The sequence below is a fragment of the Leptothoe sp. EHU-05/26/07-4 genome (assembly GCF_043421015.1).
GTDB classification, from domain to species: domain Bacteria; phylum Cyanobacteriota; class Cyanobacteriia; order Phormidesmidales; family Phormidesmidaceae; genus Leptothoe; species Leptothoe turfae.
Map to the genome: position 1 here is coordinate 428867 of NZ_JAXSQV010000002.1, position 18550 is coordinate 447416.

Here is an 18550-nt window from a genome sequence, read left to right on the forward strand (position 1 = left end):
CTCAATCTATCTCTCGCGGGCAATACGCCAGCTCAACAAGATAACGGGTAACAACCCCACCAGCAAAATCATTAATGCTGGAGCCGATGCTTCCACTAGACGCTCATCAGAGGCATATTGATAGACTCTGACTGCCAGGGTGTCAAAGTTAAAGGGGCGCATAACCAGGGTGGCTGGTAGCTCTTTCATGACGTCTACAAACACCAACATAATGGCTGTTAGTAAACTGCTGGCCATGAGGGGGGTGTGGATTTTGACCAGGGTTTGACTAGGAGCACAGCCCAGGCTACGGGCAGCGTCATCTATGGTGGGGCGAATTTTGGCCAGACCTGATTCAACGGTCCCTAAGGCCACAGCAAGAAATCTGACTAAATAGGCAAAGATTAGGGCCACAATTGTGCCACTCAGAATTAATCCCATTGAATGTCCTGTACTGGCTTCTACCCAGGCTGCCAGTCCCTTATCGAGTTTGACAATGGGAATCAAAATGCCCACAGCAATGACTGCACCGGGGACAGCATATCCCATGGAGGCCAGACGCACCCCAAGACTGACAGTGCGTTGTTTACTCAAACGTTCGCCATAGGCTAAAACTAGAGCGACGATGACACCTATCCCAGCGGTGAGTCCTGACAAAATTAGGCTATGACGAGCCAGCTCAAAGAAGCGATTATCCAGGGTCTCATCCAGATGGGTGAGGGTCATGTGGGCCAGTAACCCACCGGGTAACAGTAACCCTAGGGTAATTAGCAGTCCGCAGGCTAAGGTTGCTCCCCAGGCGCGAATGCCTTTTAGATTGTAGGGTTGAGGTCGCTGAACACTGTTTTTTGCCTGATAATATTTTGCCTGTCGTCGCGACCAGCGTTCTAGAATAATCAGCACAAAAATGAAGACCATCAACATGGCAGACAGTTGGGCAGCGGCCACTTGGGCACCCATGCCAAACCAGGTGCGATAAATGCCAGTGGTAAAGGTGGCGACACCAAAATAGTCAACAGTGCCAAAATCGCTCAGGGTTTCCATTAATGCCAGCGATAGTCCTGCCATAATCGCTGGGCGCGCTAAGGGTAAGGCCACTTTAAAAAAACTGCGCCAGGGGCTACACCCCATGGAACGACTGGCTTCTAAGGTGCATACTGACTGTTCTAGAAAGGCTACCCGTGCCAGCATATACACATAGGGATAGAGGGTGAAGCTAAACATGACAATGGCCCCACCCACCGAACGCACGTCGGGAAACCAATAATCGGTGACAGACTGCCAGCCAAATTGCGATCGCAACCAAATTTGCACCGGGCCATAATAATCCAGCCAGTCCGTATAGGTGTAGGCCAGCAGATAGGCCGGTGCAGCCAGCGGCAATAGCAGACCCCATTCAAATAAACGACCGCCTGGGAAACGACACATGGTTACCAGCCAAGCCGTCGAAATGCCTAAAAACAGCACCCCAGCCCCCACCCCCACCATCAAGACCAGAGAATGGGTAATGTACTGGGTCAGTACCGTTGAAGCCAGGTGACTAAAGACCCCCTCACTATGGGAAAACACACTGCCCAGGACCACTAGAATAGGAGATGCCACTAACATGGCAATTAGCCACACTGCAATGATCCAGCCATTAATCGCAGGCAGATAATCACGAGATGCTTTGGGGGTGACGGGCAAAGTCATAAAGAATGAGGTCAACGTGTAGTTGGTTTATTGTCAGCTACAGCCGGTCTTTGCAGCAACTACAGGTTGTCAATAGTGAAGGTGTGAACGGAGGATAAGCTTGGCATAGCGTTGGGATAACTGGTTTATGGCACAGCGAGTTTTGATTATCGGCGGCAGTGGCCGCATTGGTCGGAGCGTGGCTGCTGATTTGTTGCGTCATACCGATGTGGAAATGACCCTAACGGGCAGACGTGCTCAGGCTGCGTTTAGTCTGGAGCCGCGCCAGCGATATCAATCTCTGCACCTGGAAGACAAAGTGCGGGTGAGGGATGCGATTTCATCTCACGGTTTAGTCATCCACTGTGCTGGACCATTTCGCCCACGAGATTTCCATATTTTGTCCCAATGTATTGAGCAAAAAGTCCCCTACATTGATGTTGCCGATAGCCCTGATTACGTTAGCAAGGCATTAGCATTTAGGGAGGTTGCCAAAGTGGCCGGTGTGACCTGCATTGTCAGCACTGGGGTGTTTCCCGGCATCTCTAATAGTATGGTGCTTCAGGGTATTGAGCAATTAGAAAAAGCTCAGCATGCTCATCTCAGCTATTTGGTGGCTGGGTCGGGTGGAGCAGGTGTAACCGTTATGCGCACCACATTTATCGAGTTGCAAACTCCCTTTGCAGCCAAAGTTAACGGTCAGCAACGCTTGATTCAACCCTACAGTGAGCGAGAAGTTTTACCCTTCCCTGCTCCCTATAACCAAGGGGCCGGCGTGTATTGGTTTAATACGGTTGAAGCCCTTACCCTGGCCCAATCCTTTCCTCAATTAAATACCGTAATCACTAAATTTGGCTCCCTGCCTGACATCTATAATCACCTGACCAGTTTAATGACTCTGATGCCATCTACCTGGCTAAAACAACCTGTCATAACAGAATTTCTCTCGCAGGTGAGTTATGCCATGACACAAGTCACCGATCGCTTCAGTGGTACAGGCATTGCCATGCGTTTGGCTCTCCGTGGGCAATCTCATGGACAAGCCGCCACCTACCTGGCTACAACGACCCATCCAGATACAGCAGAAGCTGCTGGGTATGGCACCGGCAGCGTAGCTCAGTTAATTTTATCAGGGCAACTCTCTCTCCCAGGTGTATGGCCAGTGGAACGAGCGCTGCCAACGTCTCTCTTCAAAGAAACATTGGCAGAACGGGGGGTAACGGTTCACAGTACCCTCTGTCTAGATGAAAATCTGTCTAGATGAAAACTGTCGTGCCAAAACCATTCATTAGATAATCTTGCACTCAAACGTGCTGACTGGTATCACTACTCAGTTCATTAATCATCATCGTCGTCATCGTCGTCATCGTCATCATCGTCGTCGTCGTCATCGTCGTCGTCATCATCATCACCGCCGTCGTTGCTGCTATCGTTATCAATATCAACCGAGTTATCTATCTCAATATCGTTGTTAATCGAGATGAAAATATCGAGGAAGTCGTCGGCCACATACTCATTACGAACATATTCAATAATTCCCAAGCTGGCCATGGCCTGATGGATAAAACCACAGGCTTCGGAACGACTCACTACTTGGGAAAGGTTGAGACGACTACGATTGGGGTAATTAACGATAATGCCACGCTCAGTCAGTGCTGCAATGATGAGGCGATATTCCGTGGGAATAGTATCAGCGTCTTCATAGATACTGAGAATCTCCGTCACGCTCTTCCCCGAAATAATTTCGGTGTAGCCTAAACCACGGGCTAAAGAAACCAAAACATCTAATCGTGTCAGTCGTCGTTCTGGATTAGCAACAACATCATCTAGATCGATAAAGCCCATGGAATAGGCCTTTTGAATAGCATTATAGGCCCAGTAGCTGCGAGAAATGCCAGAAATAGACGAGACTTGGCGCACTTGCCTCACATCAAAGGCTTTGTTAACTAACGCCGAGAACTGAGCATGGGTCAATCCATTGGTAGGCATAAACATGCCATTGGGAAACCCTTCGATAATGCTACGTTCACTTAAGGGGTAAATAAAGCTTGATGCCCAATAATTTTGACGAAGATCTGTAAAACTAGTTTGCCGAACAACACTGCGACGAATCACCTGTGTCCTTTGAGTTTGAGCAAGCAATTCTGAATCATTGTCTGACGTTACTACCTGTGCATCACGGGTGTTTGCTTGCACCGTGCTGGAGAAAACGCAGAGAGAGAGTACTGTTAGACAGGAAATGCCTAGGCCTGTGATGTTGCGTACAAGTCCTAAACGTTTAGAAGTATCCATGTTTAATTTCCTTTAGATTCAGATAAATTAAAAACAATTTCACACATCGAATGTTCAGCCATCCCCGATTTTATTTGTACTGATATCAGCCCGTATCTATTGATACTCTAACCGTGGGTTACCTTTAGTGACCGGCAATCCACACCGAATCGACAACAAACAATATTAGGGCTTATGAGTCACACTGATGTAATAACAATATGGAAGGTCTGTAGTAGATTCTGTGGTAGAAGACCTTAGATGTGATTCAACCCCACCGTGCCTAGCTAGGACAAGATACTATGGACCAATTTTTTAAGTGGTTTTCAACTGGGAAATCTACGAAAAACTTAAGTACTATCGCGTAGATATTCTAGATACTTGCAAAACTGAGTAGCTCGTTACGGTTGTTTTACATCCCCATCAGCAACTTTGAAATATATTGACAACTCAAATACAACATTGTTCAAAACAATATAGGGTCAATTTGAAAATTGGTTGGTTTGTAAATGTTACTGATTTAGAGACAGCCAAAAAGCTAGTTTAATCTAATTTTGATCACGTATTTAAAGCTTCTGTAAAGACTGTGGCACATAGTTTGAAGATTGTAATTTTGCCCTTGCCAAACGTTGCTAGCGTATATTAACAACAATCAATATAGCAGCCTAGATAGAACTCAGGAGGACATTGTCCTGAAGTATCCTAAGTAAATAGATGTCAGTGTGTTGCCCCTTCTTCAACCGTTAGACGCTTGCGCTTAAATCATCACCCCATTATTCCATCACTCATCCACCCCTCTACAGCCCCAACCTGGGGCTTTATGCCTTATGGAGGGTTTCGCCTGTGTACATATTAACCATCAGGGACTCATCGTTAAGATTGACCTGATCTAGACGGCGAAAAAGAATTTGATATAAGGTCTGAATTGCCTTGAGACTATGGCTTGTAATGACAACTTTTGACTCAGTCTGCATGGTCATGACAAGTCCGAATTCACCGCGTCTACGTTGTTCAATCCACCAATTAAAATACACGGCATACCCCAGACTACTGATGAATAGGAGCATGCCAAAAACGTGCACTAGCCAGGGTAGAGAGCCAATAACTAGCACCACACCAATTGTGGCTATAATCCCAGCAGCAAAGTTACTGAGCTTTTTTTGGATGACGGATCGCCTGCGATGCAGTTTTACGATTTGCAGTGAGTCAATGTTCTTGATAGGATAAACAGCCTCACCATAGAGTAACTCGGTGGCAGTGACCAAAGCTTCATCCCAGAAAATTTCTACCGTGTGGGAGCTAGGCTGAGACGCTCGCTTATCTACATGAAGCCTTGGGGATAGGGTGGCTGTATCCAGTACTAGTTCATTCGCTACTAGGGTCGCATCTCTAAGCGCTAATTTACCCTGTGACAAAGGCATTTCTTCTAGTTGTCGCTTGTCAGGCTGTACCACGGTAGTTTCTCAATAACTTAAATATTGCTGCTGAAACGCAGCTTCCTCAAAAAGAAGTTAAATAGCTTCTCTTGTCCAGTGATGATTGTTAGTTCCCCCTCCATCCCAGGCAACAACTCACAGGCCTCTGATCCGACAGCCTGTAGGGCCTGTTCTGTGGCTTCTACAGTGACTATGTGAGAGGTATCTGAAAGATTATCTGATTTGACTAGATCAGTTGCCACATCTGTTTGTGCTGATTCGATTAAGCTAATTTGGCCTGGTAAGGAACCAAATCTAAACGCAGCACATTTGGGTAAATGTAGCTTTGTAGGATGGCCGATTTCAATGTTTTGAATATCGTTATTAGGTAACAACGCCTTAATCACTAAACCTGTTTCATTGGAAATAACTTTAGCGATAGGTTCATCGGAAGCAACGGTCTGCCCTAACCTTTCAAGATCTAAATCATAGACAGTACCTGCTTGGGGAGCACGAATTGTTAGGCTGTCGATTAATTGTTGAGTTTGTTCTAACTCTTTTTGTTCCTGCTTTAATTGGCTTGTAAGATTTTTTTGATATTCCAAGAGCATGTTCTTAGAATATTCAAATTGTGGCAGGTTATTGTTAGTTCCTATTCCCCCTGGCACCAATTGTTTTAACCAGCTAGACTCTGCTATACGTCTCTGTTCCAGGGAACTTAGCTGACCTTCAACTTGGGCTAAGCGCTCTTCAATCCCAACAAGCTGAGTTTTGATGCGAGTGGCTTTAGCAAGCAGTGTTGTATTTTTTAGAGTAGCAATCTCTTGATCTGGTTTGAGGGAGTCGTAATCCTTAACGAGAATCTTGTCAACAACTCCTCCCATACCTGCTTTGACAGACCGGATATCACCAATGGGCTCAACTACAGCTTCAGCTTTAACCGTTGTGTTGTAAGTGATTAAAGTAGATGCAAATGCCCCTATACCCAGTAAACTTGCCAAGCCTAAGCCGCCAAAAATTAGTAGGCGGTTAGGGGACGGCAAAAAATCATCGACTACAGGTGATGCCAGAGACTGGGCCTCTTCTACAGATGTTTGCCGCGCTTGATATTCTTGTTTTGCTGGTAGGGTGCCTAAAGGTGATTTTGCTTGCTCAATTACAAGCTCAATGTCAGTAACGGACTCAATCGCTGTTGTTTTTTTTATTTGACTAGGCAACTCAAACATAGAATTTGAAATAGCATCATCATATTTCATGGGCCACACTCACATTGCCAATTATTATAAGTTTTTTGTGTAATTTGATTAGTTCTCTCGACGTCCTGGGAGAGAGGAAATATCAGAGATTGTTTTAGTGTTACTTGCCACGAGACGCTTAATTCCCCCTGAAGAGTAAGGTGATGACCCGTCTAGAAATTGTAAGTGACCACCTTCTTGACTGAGTAAGTATTCAGGCGAGCCAGCAATATCTGCTTCCCCGTTGTTAATGACGGTAACCCAATCAGCGATGCGGGTAACACTGGCGCGATGGCTAATTAGAACCGTTGTATGCCCCTTTCGATGCACTAACAGTCGTTGGAGTAGGTCAGCCTCACTGAAGGGATCTAATGCAGAGGTAGATTCATCTAAAATTAGGACAGCTGGTTTCAGCGCTAAGGCTCGAGCAATGGCCAAACGCTGTAGCTGACCTCCCGATAGATTAGATCCGGACTCTCCCAAAACGGTAAGATAGCCTTCTGGTAACTGGTCAATAAAAGAATCTGCGCCCGTAATGCGGCAAGCTGCGACAATCTCGTTATAGGTGGTCTTAGGTGCACAGAGCTGAAAATTTTCTAGAATTGAACGACTCCAAAAGTGAGTCGTCTGGGATACTAAAACAATCTGTTGACGCACACATTCAGAAGATAAATCCCGTAGATTGTGTGGACCGACCAGTACTTCGCCTGACTGATAGGGATGGAGGCCCGCTAAAATCTTAGCAATCGTACTTTTTCCAGAACCAGAGGCTCCAACAAGGGCAGAGAATTTACCACCAGGAATTGAGAGGGAAAACGTTTCTAGTAAATTGAACCGCCCCGGATAGTGGAAGGTGACTTTCTTAAAGGTGATATCTCCATCTGAGGGAATTTCAGCTAAGGGCTTTAGCCAATCATCTGGATTTTCATCCTCGACATCAATAACGTCATCAAATCGTTGAACTGATGTCTTAACTTCCATAAATCTGTCTGAAAATTTAACCAGAAAACTAATAAATTCCAGAAAGCTATAGCTCATGATGCTAAAGGCTAGGAGCTGCCCTAAGGTCAATTCCTCTTTAATCACCATGGAGGTGCCCAGCCAAAAGATACCAATTTGCCCAACACCTGATGTCAAAGTTGCTAACTGGCCAGTAAAAAAACTGAGTTGTACAGCGTCAGCTTTTTTACTAGCTAAATTACCAAATCTTCCCTGTATTTCTTTCCAAATTTGGGGCTGGGCCGTTGTTGTCTTTAATGTCATAGCCCCTCTGAAGATTTCCACCAGCATGGCCTGGTTCTTAGCTTTCAGAGATAGCAGACGTCGAATACGGATCTGAAATATAGGTAGTAATGTCAAGGTTGCTCCTAACATGAGGGCCGCTGTTAGCAGTGAGAAGGCTGTCAGACGATAGCTGTAGAAAAACAGCATGCAGCCAAGGGATACGGATGCTGTAAAAAGTAACCCAGGTAGCTGAACGGCTCCATCAACAATGAGCTCATTAATACGGGAAATATCTTTGAGACGACTAGCAAACTCACCGCTACGTCGAGTTTCATAGTAATTGAGCGGTAGCTTTAGTAATTTACGCCCAAACTCTAGGGTAATTCCTAGTTCTAATCTTTGAAAGATATTGGCGACTAACGTAACTTGGACTAGATTTAATAAGCTTTTAATGATAAAGAAGCCCAGAGCCGCTAAAGCCACCCTAGGCAACAGATGAATATCACCTGCAATTAGCACATCATCTGTGATGAACTGAATCAGAAATGGAAAAATTAGGGATAAAAAGCCAATGAAAAGACCGTATACTAGTATTTGAATTAATGAAACACGATAAGGCCAAAGCTTTTGTAGAACACCAATAACTCTGCTGGGTTGATCGGTTGATAAGCGATAAAATGGTTCATCGGGTACCAGCAAAAGCATGGCACCATCCCCCCAATTGCGCTTGATTTCGTCCGCACTGAGGTGGCGAATGCCAATACTTGGATCCGCTATAACGTATTTATTTTGTTCTTTTCCGTAGAAAACAACCCAGCGCTCCCTACCCCAGTGAATAATCGCGGGTAAAGGCAGGCGATGTATGCGATTAAAAATATCATCGGTTGCCTGACCAGAACGAGCTTGAAAGCCTAAGGCTTCAGCTCCTTGTTGCAGACCTAGTAAAGATGAACCCAGCTGGCCAGTTCCTACAAGTTCACGGACATGTGACAGAGGAAGTTTTTGACCATAGTGCTTGGCGATCATTGCAATACAGGCAATTCCGCAATCTTCTTCTCTAGGTTGATTAACAAATGAGTACTTCATAGGATTACGGTGTATGTGCCTTGGGGCCAATCACAAAACTTCCGGATATCAGATTCAATACCACAGGAGAAAAATACAGATAGAACCTATTTGTGATGATGAACCTTGAGGTAATCTTCGATAGATAACTCTTACTACCTGAAACGAAACCACCAGGATCAGAGCCGCTAAATTCAGTTAGATGGCGGATATTCTGGCTGAAATTCTATTTTTTAGTAGCTTTGAATACCGCCAATAAAGACTTTTCTCAAATAACTCCCTTAATACAAACATCATTAGTAATGAATAGCGATCCTTGAAAAAATCAGACAGGTAAACCTATGACCCATTCAAATGCATATGACAGCAAAAGTGGTCAATGTGTTTCTACGGAAGGATGGGGGCTTGTATAAATGTGCCCTAATGCTCAGTGGACTATGCAGAACGCTACTGCAAATAATGTTCTAGATTTGCACCTGTCAAGTAGGACGATAAAAAATCATGTATGTTTCCAAAAATCCAAGATTTTCGATAAAGTCTCTGCTTTTATACGGATTAAATGTAGTATGTTTTTTGGGGGCATACTACCTGTCTCAATACTTGGGCATGGATAGGATGATCGAGAACGTTTTGCTATTTCACATCTAATTTATTGGAGATTCACATACTTAAGCAGCCTTATATGCTTAGTCAGGCTAAAAATCGCTCTGCAAATTTCATAACATGGCCTAAATCCGTATTTTTCCCACGATTGCTGTCTAAAAACACACTTAGCAGAGAGTTGATTCCACCGACGCTGCCTGGTGTTGGTGCACCCATGTTAAACAACTGCATCACAATGGGTAGTAGTTGTGGGAACATAGCCTGGGCCGTAGAGGCTTGCATTCCAGTTTTTTGGGCGACTGTGTGGGCGAGTTGTTCCTGTAGCTGTGGAGAAATGATCGATGTCAACACTGAGGCATCATCTGTGCGACCCAGCATGGAGGCTAGTTGTCCAGCGCCGAACTGAGACTGTTTTTGTTGTAAGACAGGCTGTAGAGCTCCACCTAAAACAGTCATCATGGACTGCATTTGATGGGGATTAACGCCCTGACTACTGGCCAACTTTTGCACTGATGTGATTATTTGTTCTAACTGACTGATGTTGGCCTGCTGGTTAGGATCGTTGATTGCACTTAATACTTCGAAAAACATGGTTTTATTCTCCAAAATGCTCTCACTATTTGTATTCCAATAGAGTTGTTGTGCCACCTATTGCTTGACTATTGACAGGGTGACCTCACCTGAGTTGTCATCTGGATAGGTGTCTAAAAAGAAGGCGCAAATTTTAACACGCTCTCTAACATCCAAAATTAGGGTGTCATCATATCCATTGAGTGTGGTCCAGGTGGAACTGACGGGAACCCCAGTTTTTTGATTGATGACTGTGCCTCCATGAACCCAAAGCAACACAAAAGCTTCCCCTGGGTGATTGTCGTCAGCGTCATAGTTGAAGACTCCATCTCGAAGCTGCAATGTGTACATGCCCGAAGTTAACTGATAAGTGCTGGCAACATTATGTTCAATGTGGTGCAGCTGACCTTCATCAAACATAATGGCATTGTTGCGGCTATGGACTTGAACAGTTTGAGTAGAGCCTTGATTTAAGGGGGGGACTTGTGGTGTATCAAGGTTGTTTCCATCTGAGGGATCGGCCTGCCGAGCTTTGACTGTGGCGGCGGATAGACTGCCAGTGGCCACAGCGGCGGCGACTGGAATGGGGGATGTTTGCTCAGGGACTGTGTCTGCTAAATCAGCCGTATTGTCGGATTGGGTTAAGACTTGAGAGGGGGTCACTGGGATGGATCGAGCCAACGTTAGCCAGTCTTCAGAGGCTGTTTGGTAACCGACCTCTGCTACATACTCACTGTGATCGTTGGGTAGATGAACGGTGCGATCGCAATCCGACTCCGATAGACCGTAGGTAAGTGTGCTGTTGGGCGACTGTCGCTCGATATCAATAGCTGTGACATCGTGAATACGCAACTGATAAGCCTGCCCCCCTGCTGCTTTGAGGGCCGATTTTGCTGTTTCAGGAACTTCCCAATAGGCATATGCCTTTTGAGAGCTGTGCGGAGCCATGACAATCCGACTGTTGGAGATGGCTGAGTTTGCAGCTTGTCCGACGGTAGCACCTGCGACCGCAGCAGCACCTCCCAGCACAGCAGCACCAGGAAAGTTGCCGGTTAACGTACTTTCTTGACGACCGCCAGCTTGTACCAAATTTGATTGAGCTAAGGATAGCCAGCTACCTGAGGCAGTCTGATAACCAACGTCTGCGATGTAGTCGTGACCTGACGTAATGGGGAAATGGGCATCCCTATCCGCCGCTGCACACTCCACCTGAGCAGCAGGTTCCGGTAAGGCTGCATCGGTGGGTCTATCGGTAACATCGTAGAGCTTCGCCACCAGAGTTTCACCCCCTTGAAGCTGAGCATCCGCCAAGTGTTCTTTGGGAATTTCCCAGTAAGCATAGGCGTTTTGCCCATTGCGCGGCGTGAGAACCATGCGCCCCGCTGTTGCAGACGGTTTTGCTTTACCCCCTGCTAGCTTAGTTCCTAGGGCCGCAGCTCCTCCCGCCAGAGCCGCCCCACCTAAAACCGCACCTCCCAGAGCACCAGCCATGCCTTGACCACTAGGTTTTGGTGCTTTAAGCTCGGATAGATTAGAGGCAACTGGCTTGACGTCAGGACGGACAGGTATCCGTATGGGAGCTGACTTGGCAATGGGTAACCATTGATTATCGTTGGTCAAATATCCCACTTCTGCACAGTAATTGCGACCGTCCCCTTCAATCGGTAAGTGGAGATCAGGGGTGGACTCCAAACAGGGTAACTCCGCTGTGGGGGTAGGCAGAGGCGAATTTTTACTGCGTCCAGTGACATCGTAGAGGCGCAGCATCATGGTTTCTCCCCCTTGCCGCTTTACTTCAGCCAAATGCTCTTGGGGAATTTCCCAATAAGCATAGGCATGCCGATCGTTTCGGGGAGTTAATACCATACGAGGTTGGACTGGACTCTCTGCCACGGATGCAGGGGGAGCACTACCGCCGCTTTTTAACAGCCACCACAGCAAACCTCCTAATAACGGAATCGCGAGCAGTGGCAGTAGCCAAAATGGAAATCTACCGGTCTCTCCACTGGCTGTTACCCCCGCTGGTGGATCAGCTGCTGTTGTACCGGGAGCAGTCGCTGATGTATCAGCATCGGTGGGAGCATTACCGCTGGCTGATGTTGCGGTTGGTGTATCGGTTGGTGTATCGAGGCCAGATGCAGCGTCTCCAACAGCAGGAACCTTTTCCCCTAGTTCAGTGGTTGCAAATCCTAAAAAAGCAAGGGCTGCGGGACTAGCGCCTTCTTTATAAACAAAGGCACGATATTGAGAATAGGGATAGCGGGGATCATCTGGTAACGTTTGGTGCATGGGGATGATGGTCACATCATCGCGTTCGGCCACCTGGGACACCACCGCATAACCAATACCATCAGCGCCAAGGGCTGAAATCACACTTTCAGTTTCATCATCTGATACTGGATCAGCGATGGTCTCTGTTGTGAATGGCTGTCCTTCAAAGACGTTATAGGTACTGAAGGCCCGTCGGGTATCACTATAGCCAGGTCGATCAACTAAGCGAATGGGAACATTCGGACCGCCCACTTCAGACCAATTGGTAATGTCTCCTCGAAAGATACGGGCAAACTGATCAAAGGTGAGATCGCCTTCAAATCCGTTCTCTGGGCCAATGATAATGGCCAGTTTTTCCCGCTGTTCCAGAGGAACTTCTATGGCACCCTGCGATTTTTCTGCATCCGTTAACGGTCGACCTGTGGCCAGGATATCAATGTCGCCATTAATCAGCGCTTGAAATGCTTGATCTGTGCGGCTGGTATCGAGCTCAACATCCACATTGGGAAACTGTTTCTCAAATCGACTCTCTAAATCTTCGTTGGTGAGGCGCATACTGGTGGAACCATCCACCTTGAGAGTTGCACCATCTGGTAGAGCATCTGGAATGGGAAAGCTAGCGGGTGGTTCTTCAAATGACTGAGCAAATAAACGCTGTCGCGGGAAGTTCCCATGGAATATCTGAGAAACTGCTGCTGTTGCAACAATAATGGTGGCAAATTTAACCAAAGACATCGTTCGGTACACGTTGCTGCTTCAAATGTATGTATGAAATAGGAGAGACGGGTAGACAAAATTACGCTTAGGAGCAAGCCGTATATAAAGTCCAAAAGTAAATGTTGAAGAGATGTTCCATGGAACGTCTGTACACCCAAATTTTTGAAGTTAATTGGTTTTGCTTCCTTAGAGAGTGGTGACAGATAGGGTTAATTCACCACTGTGGTTGCCTGTGCTGGTATCGAACAAAAAAGCACACAGCGTTGCTGGCTCAAGCACATCCAGTGTCAAGGCGTCATCGTAGCCATTTAGCGACGCCCAGGTGGCAACAACTTCCACATTTGTTTTTCTATTAATAACTTTGCCACCATAAATCCATAGCAAAATCCAGGGTTCGGCCTTGGCCCCCGTGCCCGTTGTGTAAGAAGTCTCGTTTTTCAGAAGCTTGACAATGTTAGTGCCAGGATTTAGCGTCACCGAAACACCCTTATCTTGAATCGCATTCATTTGTTCGGGACTTAGGCGATAACAGTTATATCGACTATGCACTTTCAGATCTGTAACTACGTCAGCTTCCATGGTTTCAGCCTCCTTTAATCTGCCAGTGAAAAATTACAAGTCCATTTTTAAGGACAGATAAAGTTTTCTATCCACTTAGTCAAAACGGAACCTTATCGGTTATGGTTTTTGAACTTTGCTACAACATACGGCGAATTTAGCCCAAGAATAATCTCTCTTAAGGATAAAACTGGAATTACAGGGCGTTATAAGTAAACCAGATCGATGGGATCGCTAGTTATTTAAAAAACAGATCGTAAGTACTAAAGATCGTATGTACTTGCTATGGTGGGCATAGGCTGTAAAGCTATGCCATGATTCCCAAGCGTCTAACCCTAATTAATTTTTTGAGCTATCGAGAGGTTACCCTCGATTTTGCGGGGTTGCATGTGGCCTGTATCTGTGGCCCCAATGGTGCAGGTAAGTCTTCGTTGCTAGAGGCGATGGCATGGGTGATTTGGGGCCACAGTCGGGTGGCCACCGATGATGACGTTATTCACCTGGGTGCCAAAGAGGCCAGGGTGGAGTTTACTTTTGAGCACCAGGGCCAAGTTTATCGAGTGTTGCGGGGACGCAGACGCAAGCAAGGCTGTTTGCTCGAATTTCAGATACAGACAGAAAATGGATTTCGCAGTCTGACCCAGCGGGGAGTGCGGGCAACGCAGCAGCTGATTCTTCAGTATCTGAAGGTGGACTACGAAACGTTTATCCATTCGGCCTATTTGCGACAGGGCCGAGCGGATGAGTTTATGTTAAAACGCCCAGGTGAGCGGAAGCAGATTTTGGCTGATTTGCTAAAGCTGAGTCAGTATGACCGTCTGGTGGAAAAAGCGCGGGAGCGGGGGCGTGACTATCAGGCTGAAATTAAAGTCTTAACTACAACGCTAACTCAGGCGGAGGAGCAACTGGCAGAACGCAGTGCGATCGCCACCCACTATCAAACATTGCAGCAACAGGTTACAGACATCCAGCAACAGCAGCAGGCGGCTCAAGAACAGCGCGATCATCTGCAACAACAGCAACAGCAGCGGCAGCAACAGCAACAGTTGTTGCAAACCCTGCAACAACAACTTGAGCACTTACACCAAACTAAAATGCTGCGGTATGCAGAGCTACAGCGGGTTGAGGAGCAGTTTAATGCTTTTCAGGTGGAGTTAAATGCAGCTCTCGACATTGAAGCAGGCTATGGTCAACTGCAACAGTTGCAGACCCAAGAAGAGGAGTATGCCCAACGCTTTCAGCAGTATCAGCAAACCCAGACTAAACAGGTGCAGTTGCAGGCCCAACGCCAGGAACAACGGGCAGCATTACAGACCGCCATTGGCCAAATGCAGCTGAAACTTGCCTCACTAGACGAGACAATTGCGGAGCTGCAGCAGGGTCTGAGTCAACGGGAAACCGTGAAGGTCAGTTTGACACAGCTCCATGCTGCCCGTCAGCAGCTGCGCCTATTGGACCAACGCCAGATGGATGTCACACCGTTACTACAGCGACGGCAGCAGGTTCACACCCGACTGAAACAGGCATCGGCACGATTGGAAGCCCGCTTAGAAGCCATCAGTCAAACCCAGGCTACCCTGGCCCCTCAGCAACAACCGAAACTCCATCAAACCCTGGCCCAGGTACAGCATCAGCTCACCTATCTAGAACAACGTCGGGCCTATCAAGCTCAAGTTCGTCAAAAAGGTCAAGAGCGACGAGATTTTATGGCACAGCTCCAAAGTGAGCAGCGTCAGATTGAGCAGCAGCTGATCCAGTTAGAACAGCGGCTAGCGGTGCTGACCCAGCCAGCCGCAAACTGTCCTCTATGTGAGCGCCCCCTGGCGGATCATGGCCCCCAGGTGATTTCCCAACTACAACAGGAGCGAGACACCTTACAAAAGAGAGTATGGGTGATCCGTGAACAGTTAACCACCTCTGAACGAGAGATTCAGGTGCTCCGGCGGGAATATCGAGCCCTGGAAGCAGAGCTAGAAAAGTACGGTATGGTGTTGCAAAAGCAGGGGGCTCTCAAGGCTCAACTCAGCTCTGCAACAGAAGTGACCATGCGGCTCAAAGCACTGGAGCAAGAACGGCATCATTTAGAACAATGTTTAGATTCAGAAGACTATGCAGCTGACTTACAACAAGAATATCAACAGCTAGAACAACAACTTACCCGATTAAATTATGATGAGCGCGATCACGCCCTCGTTCGTAATCAAGTTGAACAGCTACGTTGGGCCGAATTTAAGCAAGCGGAATTATCTCAAGCCGAGCGCAAATTGGAACGACTGTTGGCGGAACGACCTGAAAAAGAAAATGAGTTAGCGGCATTGCGATCGCAACTCGACACCTTTGATCAACAACTCCCTCAAGAACTATTGCAGTTAGAGGAAACCCTGGCAGCGCTGGATTACTCCTCTGAGCATCACCAACAGCTCCGGCGACGTCTACACGCCCTGCAACCCTGGCAGCTGCGCCATCAGACATTACAGCAGGCCCGCTCCACATTGCCTGATCTAGAACAGCAGCGCCACACCTTATCCACTATTCAAGCGGAACAGCAGCAACAATGCGAGATGCTACAGCAACAGATTGCCAATACTGACGTCAACCTTATTCCTGATGCCACCGAGCAAATCCAGCAGTTGGATGTTACGTTGGCCCAACTGCAAACCCAGCGAGAAGCACACATTAGCCAGCTGGGTCGTCTAGAACAGCAGCTACAGCAGTTGGATGCCCTACAGCAACAGGTCGATCAACAGCGGCAACGACTCCACAGTCATCAGCATCAGTACAGGGTGCATCAAGAGCTGCAGCATGCGTTTGGCAAAAACGGCATACAGGCATTGATGATTGAAAATTTACTCCCCCAGCTAGAGGCAGAAACCAACCAAATTCTGGGGCGTCTCAGTGCCCATCAGCTGCATGTACAGTTTGTCACGCAGCGTTCGGGGCGTAAAAAACTGATTGACACCTTAGATATTCTAATTGCCGATACCCAGGGTACAAGGGCCTACGAAACCTATTCTGGTGGCGAAGCGTTCCGGGTCAATTTTGCCATTCGGTTAGCCTTGGCCCGGCTTTTAGCCCAGCGATCTGGCATGGCGCTGCAGATGCTGATCATTGATGAGGGGTTTGGTACCCAGGATCAGGCAGGGTGTGATCGATTAGTGGCAGCGATCAATGCGATCTCACCTGATTTTGCTTGTATTTTAGCCGTGACCCACATGCCCCATTTTCGAGAGGCCTTTCAAACCCGCATTGATGTGATGAAAACGGAAGCGGGCTCCCAGGTACGACTATCGGGATAATGTAATACGAAAAGGCTATACGAAGGGGAAATACGAAGGGGACCTACAGGAGGGATCGACAGTCAGCGCTGGGGATCAACTCCCTCTGCCACGGCCTCTACATGGCCTCTACATGGCCTCTACATTCAGGTAGCAACCATATCTTTAAGCATCCTAACGTCTAAACGATTTTCCCTAACAAACCGCTACCCTAAGCGATGCAGTCTGCCATAGCTTCTATGCAAATCCAAACTCCTGACTGGGTGAAACATGCCGTCTTTTATCAGATTTTTCCGGACCGGTTTGCCCGCACCCAGCGACAATCCCGACCTCCTATGATGCAGGTGCCTTTGGAAGCGTGGCAGGTACCGCCCACCCTCAGCGGGTATAAAGGGGGTGATTTATGGGGTGTGGCCGAAAATCTAGACTACCTCAACGACTTGGGTGTGAATGCCATTTACTTTACCCCCATCTTTCAATCTGCCAGTAACCATCGCTACCATACCCATGACTATTATCAAGTCGATCCATTGCTGGGGGGCAATGAGGCCTTTTTTGATTTACTAGAAGCCGCTCACCAACGAGACATCAAAGTTGTTCTTGATGGTGTTTTTAACCATGCTAGCCGTGGATTCTTTTTCTTCAATGACATCCTTGAAAACGGTCCCACATCTCCCTGGTTAGACTGGTTTAAGGTAGAAGGGTGGCCCTTATCTGCCTATGATGGAGCTAAACCTGCTAATTATGAAAGCTGGTACGATAACCGAGCCCTACCGGAGTTTAATCACGATAATCCCCAGGCTCGCGAGTACATCATGCAGATCGCTGAATACTGGCTTCGTCAGGGAATTGACGGCTGGCGATTGGATGTCCCGTTTGATGTAAAAGCAGAGGGTTTCTGGCAAGAATTTCGTCAGCGGGTAAAGGCCATTAACCCAGAGGCCTATATTGTGGGAGAGATATGGACCGATGCCCGCCAATGGCTTGATGGCACACAGTTTGATGGGGTAATGAACTATCTCTTTACGGGACCAGTGCTGGCCTTTACAGCTAAAGATCGAGTTGTTATGTCCCTGGTGGAGAGACCCGCCTACTTTCCCTATCCTGCCCTCGATGCCCAGGGCTATGCCAAAAAGATAGACGAGTTGTTAGCCCTGTATCCCTGGGAGATTCAATTAACCCAGTTAAATTTGTTATCAAGCCACGATATTGCCCGTGCCATTACTGTTGTTAGCGACGATCAGCGGAGTTTTCAACTGGCTGTGTTGTTACAAATGACCTTCCCTGGTGCGCCCAGCATTTACTACGGTGATGAAGTAGGATTGGCGGGTGCCCACGATCCAGACTGTCGTCGTAGTTTTCCTGATAAACCAGATTGGCATCAAGCTTTGTTAGCCCTGCACAAAGAACTCATTGCCCTGCGGCATCAGCATCCTGCCCTACGTACCGGCTCCTATCAAACCTTGGCTGCTGAAGACGATCTTTATGCCTTTGCCCGCAGCCATGAAGAAGAAACAATTGTAGTGGTGGTGAACACAGGTAAGCAGCCAGACATGGTTACCCTACCAACGTTGCCAACGTTAAGGAAGGACATGGACGTTCTTTGGGGAGAGATTGAGTTTGCCAGCGAGACTCAGCAGGTCAGACTCCCACCGCAGTCAGGGGGAGTCCTAGGTGCATCAATTTAGTGGGCCGC

Annotated in this window: 11 protein-coding genes; 3 read left to right on the forward strand and 8 right to left on the reverse strand. The window is 47.3% G+C overall.

Annotated features, from left to right (window positions below; all coding sequences use genetic code 11):
• Positions 1–6: 6 nt before the first annotated feature.
• A complete protein-coding gene (locus U2F10_RS03805; protein WP_499870834.1) occupies positions 7–1671 on the reverse strand; it encodes an ABC transporter permease in 1665 nt (554 codons plus the stop codon).
• A gap of 127 nt (positions 1672–1798) precedes the next feature.
• On the opposite strand from U2F10_RS03805, the gene U2F10_RS03810 reads away from it, so the two are divergent.
• Positions 1799–2914, forward strand: coding sequence for a saccharopine dehydrogenase family protein (locus tag U2F10_RS03810; RefSeq protein WP_499870835.1), 1116 nt, complete (start codon positions 1799–1801; stop codon positions 2912–2914).
• Positions 2915–2988: 74 nt separating this feature from the next.
• Here U2F10_RS03810 and U2F10_RS03815 read toward each other — a convergent pair whose 3' ends face one another.
• The 7 genes from U2F10_RS03815 to U2F10_RS03845 form a co-directional block, all read right to left on the reverse strand.
• Positions 2989–3942 carry an S-layer homology domain-containing protein gene (locus tag U2F10_RS03815; protein WP_499870836.1) on the reverse strand — a complete coding sequence of 318 codons (954 nt, stop codon included), beginning with the start codon at positions 3940–3942 and terminating at the stop codon, positions 2989–2991.
• Between the two features lie 797 nt (positions 3943–4739).
• Complete coding sequence (locus U2F10_RS03820; protein WP_499870838.1) at positions 4740–5375, reverse strand: DUF6232 family protein; 636 nt, start codon at positions 5373–5375, stop codon at positions 4740–4742.
• Between the two features lie 17 nt (positions 5376–5392).
• Entirely contained in the window at positions 5393–6592 is a 1200-nt protein-coding gene (locus U2F10_RS03825; RefSeq protein ID WP_499870839.1) for an HlyD family secretion protein, read from the reverse strand.
• Between the two features lie 48 nt (positions 6593–6640).
• Positions 6641–8881: a peptidase domain-containing ABC transporter gene (locus U2F10_RS03830; RefSeq protein WP_499870841.1), complete on the reverse strand. Its 2241-nt coding sequence runs from the start codon at positions 8879–8881 to the stop codon at positions 6641–6643.
• 669 nt (positions 8882–9550) lie between these two features.
• Complete coding sequence (locus tag U2F10_RS03835) at positions 9551–10054, reverse strand: DUF937 domain-containing protein (RefSeq protein ID WP_499870843.1); 504 nt, start codon at positions 10052–10054, stop codon at positions 9551–9553.
• Between the two features lie 57 nt (positions 10055–10111).
• Positions 10112–13039: a DUF4912 domain-containing protein gene (locus U2F10_RS03840; RefSeq protein WP_499870844.1), complete on the reverse strand. Its 2928-nt coding sequence runs from the start codon at positions 13037–13039 to the stop codon at positions 10112–10114.
• 168 nt (positions 13040–13207) lie between these two features.
• Positions 13208–13600, reverse strand: a complete 393-nt coding sequence (locus U2F10_RS03845; protein WP_499870846.1) for a hypothetical protein — start codon at positions 13598–13600, stop codon at positions 13208–13210.
• Between the two features lie 293 nt (positions 13601–13893).
• On the opposite strand from U2F10_RS03845, the gene U2F10_RS03850 reads away from it, so the two are divergent.
• Together U2F10_RS03850 and U2F10_RS03855 are read left to right on the forward strand one after the other, a co-directional pair.
• Positions 13894–16875, forward strand: a complete 2982-nt coding sequence (locus tag U2F10_RS03850; protein ID WP_499870848.1) for an AAA family ATPase — start codon at positions 13894–13896, stop codon at positions 16873–16875.
• 218 nt (positions 16876–17093) lie between these two features.
• A complete protein-coding gene (locus tag U2F10_RS03855; RefSeq protein ID WP_163660314.1) occupies positions 17094–18542 on the forward strand; it encodes a glycoside hydrolase family 13 protein in 1449 nt (482 codons plus the stop codon).
• Positions 18543–18550 lie beyond the last annotated feature (8 nt).

Bases quoted from the DNA above. Each gene is read 5' to 3' on its own strand.
- U2F10_RS03805 (WP_499870834.1), bottom strand. From the start codon at position 1,671: ATGACTTTGCCCGTCACCCCCAAAGCATCTCGTGATTATCTGCCTGCG.
- U2F10_RS03810 (WP_499870835.1), top strand. From the start codon at position 1,799: ATGGCACAGCGAGTTTTGATTATCGGCGGCAGTGGCCGCATTGGTCGG.
- U2F10_RS03815 (WP_499870836.1), bottom strand. From the start codon at position 3,942: ATGGATACTTCTAAACGTTTAGGACTTGTACGCAACATCACAGGCCTA.
- U2F10_RS03825 (WP_499870839.1), bottom strand. From the start codon at position 6,592: ATGAAATATGATGATGCTATTTCAAATTCTATGTTTGAGTTGCCTAGT.
- U2F10_RS03830 (WP_499870841.1), bottom strand. From the start codon at position 8,881: ATGAAGTACTCATTTGTTAATCAACCTAGAGAAGAAGATTGCGGAATT.
- U2F10_RS03835 (WP_499870843.1), bottom strand. From the start codon at position 10,054: ATGTTTTTCGAAGTATTAAGTGCAATCAACGATCCTAACCAGCAGGCC.
- U2F10_RS03840 (WP_499870844.1), bottom strand. From the start codon at position 13,039: ATGTCTTTGGTTAAATTTGCCACCATTATTGTTGCAACAGCAGCAGTT.
- U2F10_RS03845 (WP_499870846.1), bottom strand. From the start codon at position 13,600: ATGGAAGCTGACGTAGTTACAGATCTGAAAGTGCATAGTCGATATAAC.
- U2F10_RS03850 (WP_499870848.1), top strand. From the start codon at position 13,894: ATGATTCCCAAGCGTCTAACCCTAATTAATTTTTTGAGCTATCGAGAG.
- U2F10_RS03855 (WP_163660314.1), top strand. From the start codon at position 17,094: ATGCAAATCCAAACTCCTGACTGGGTGAAACATGCCGTCTTTTATCAG.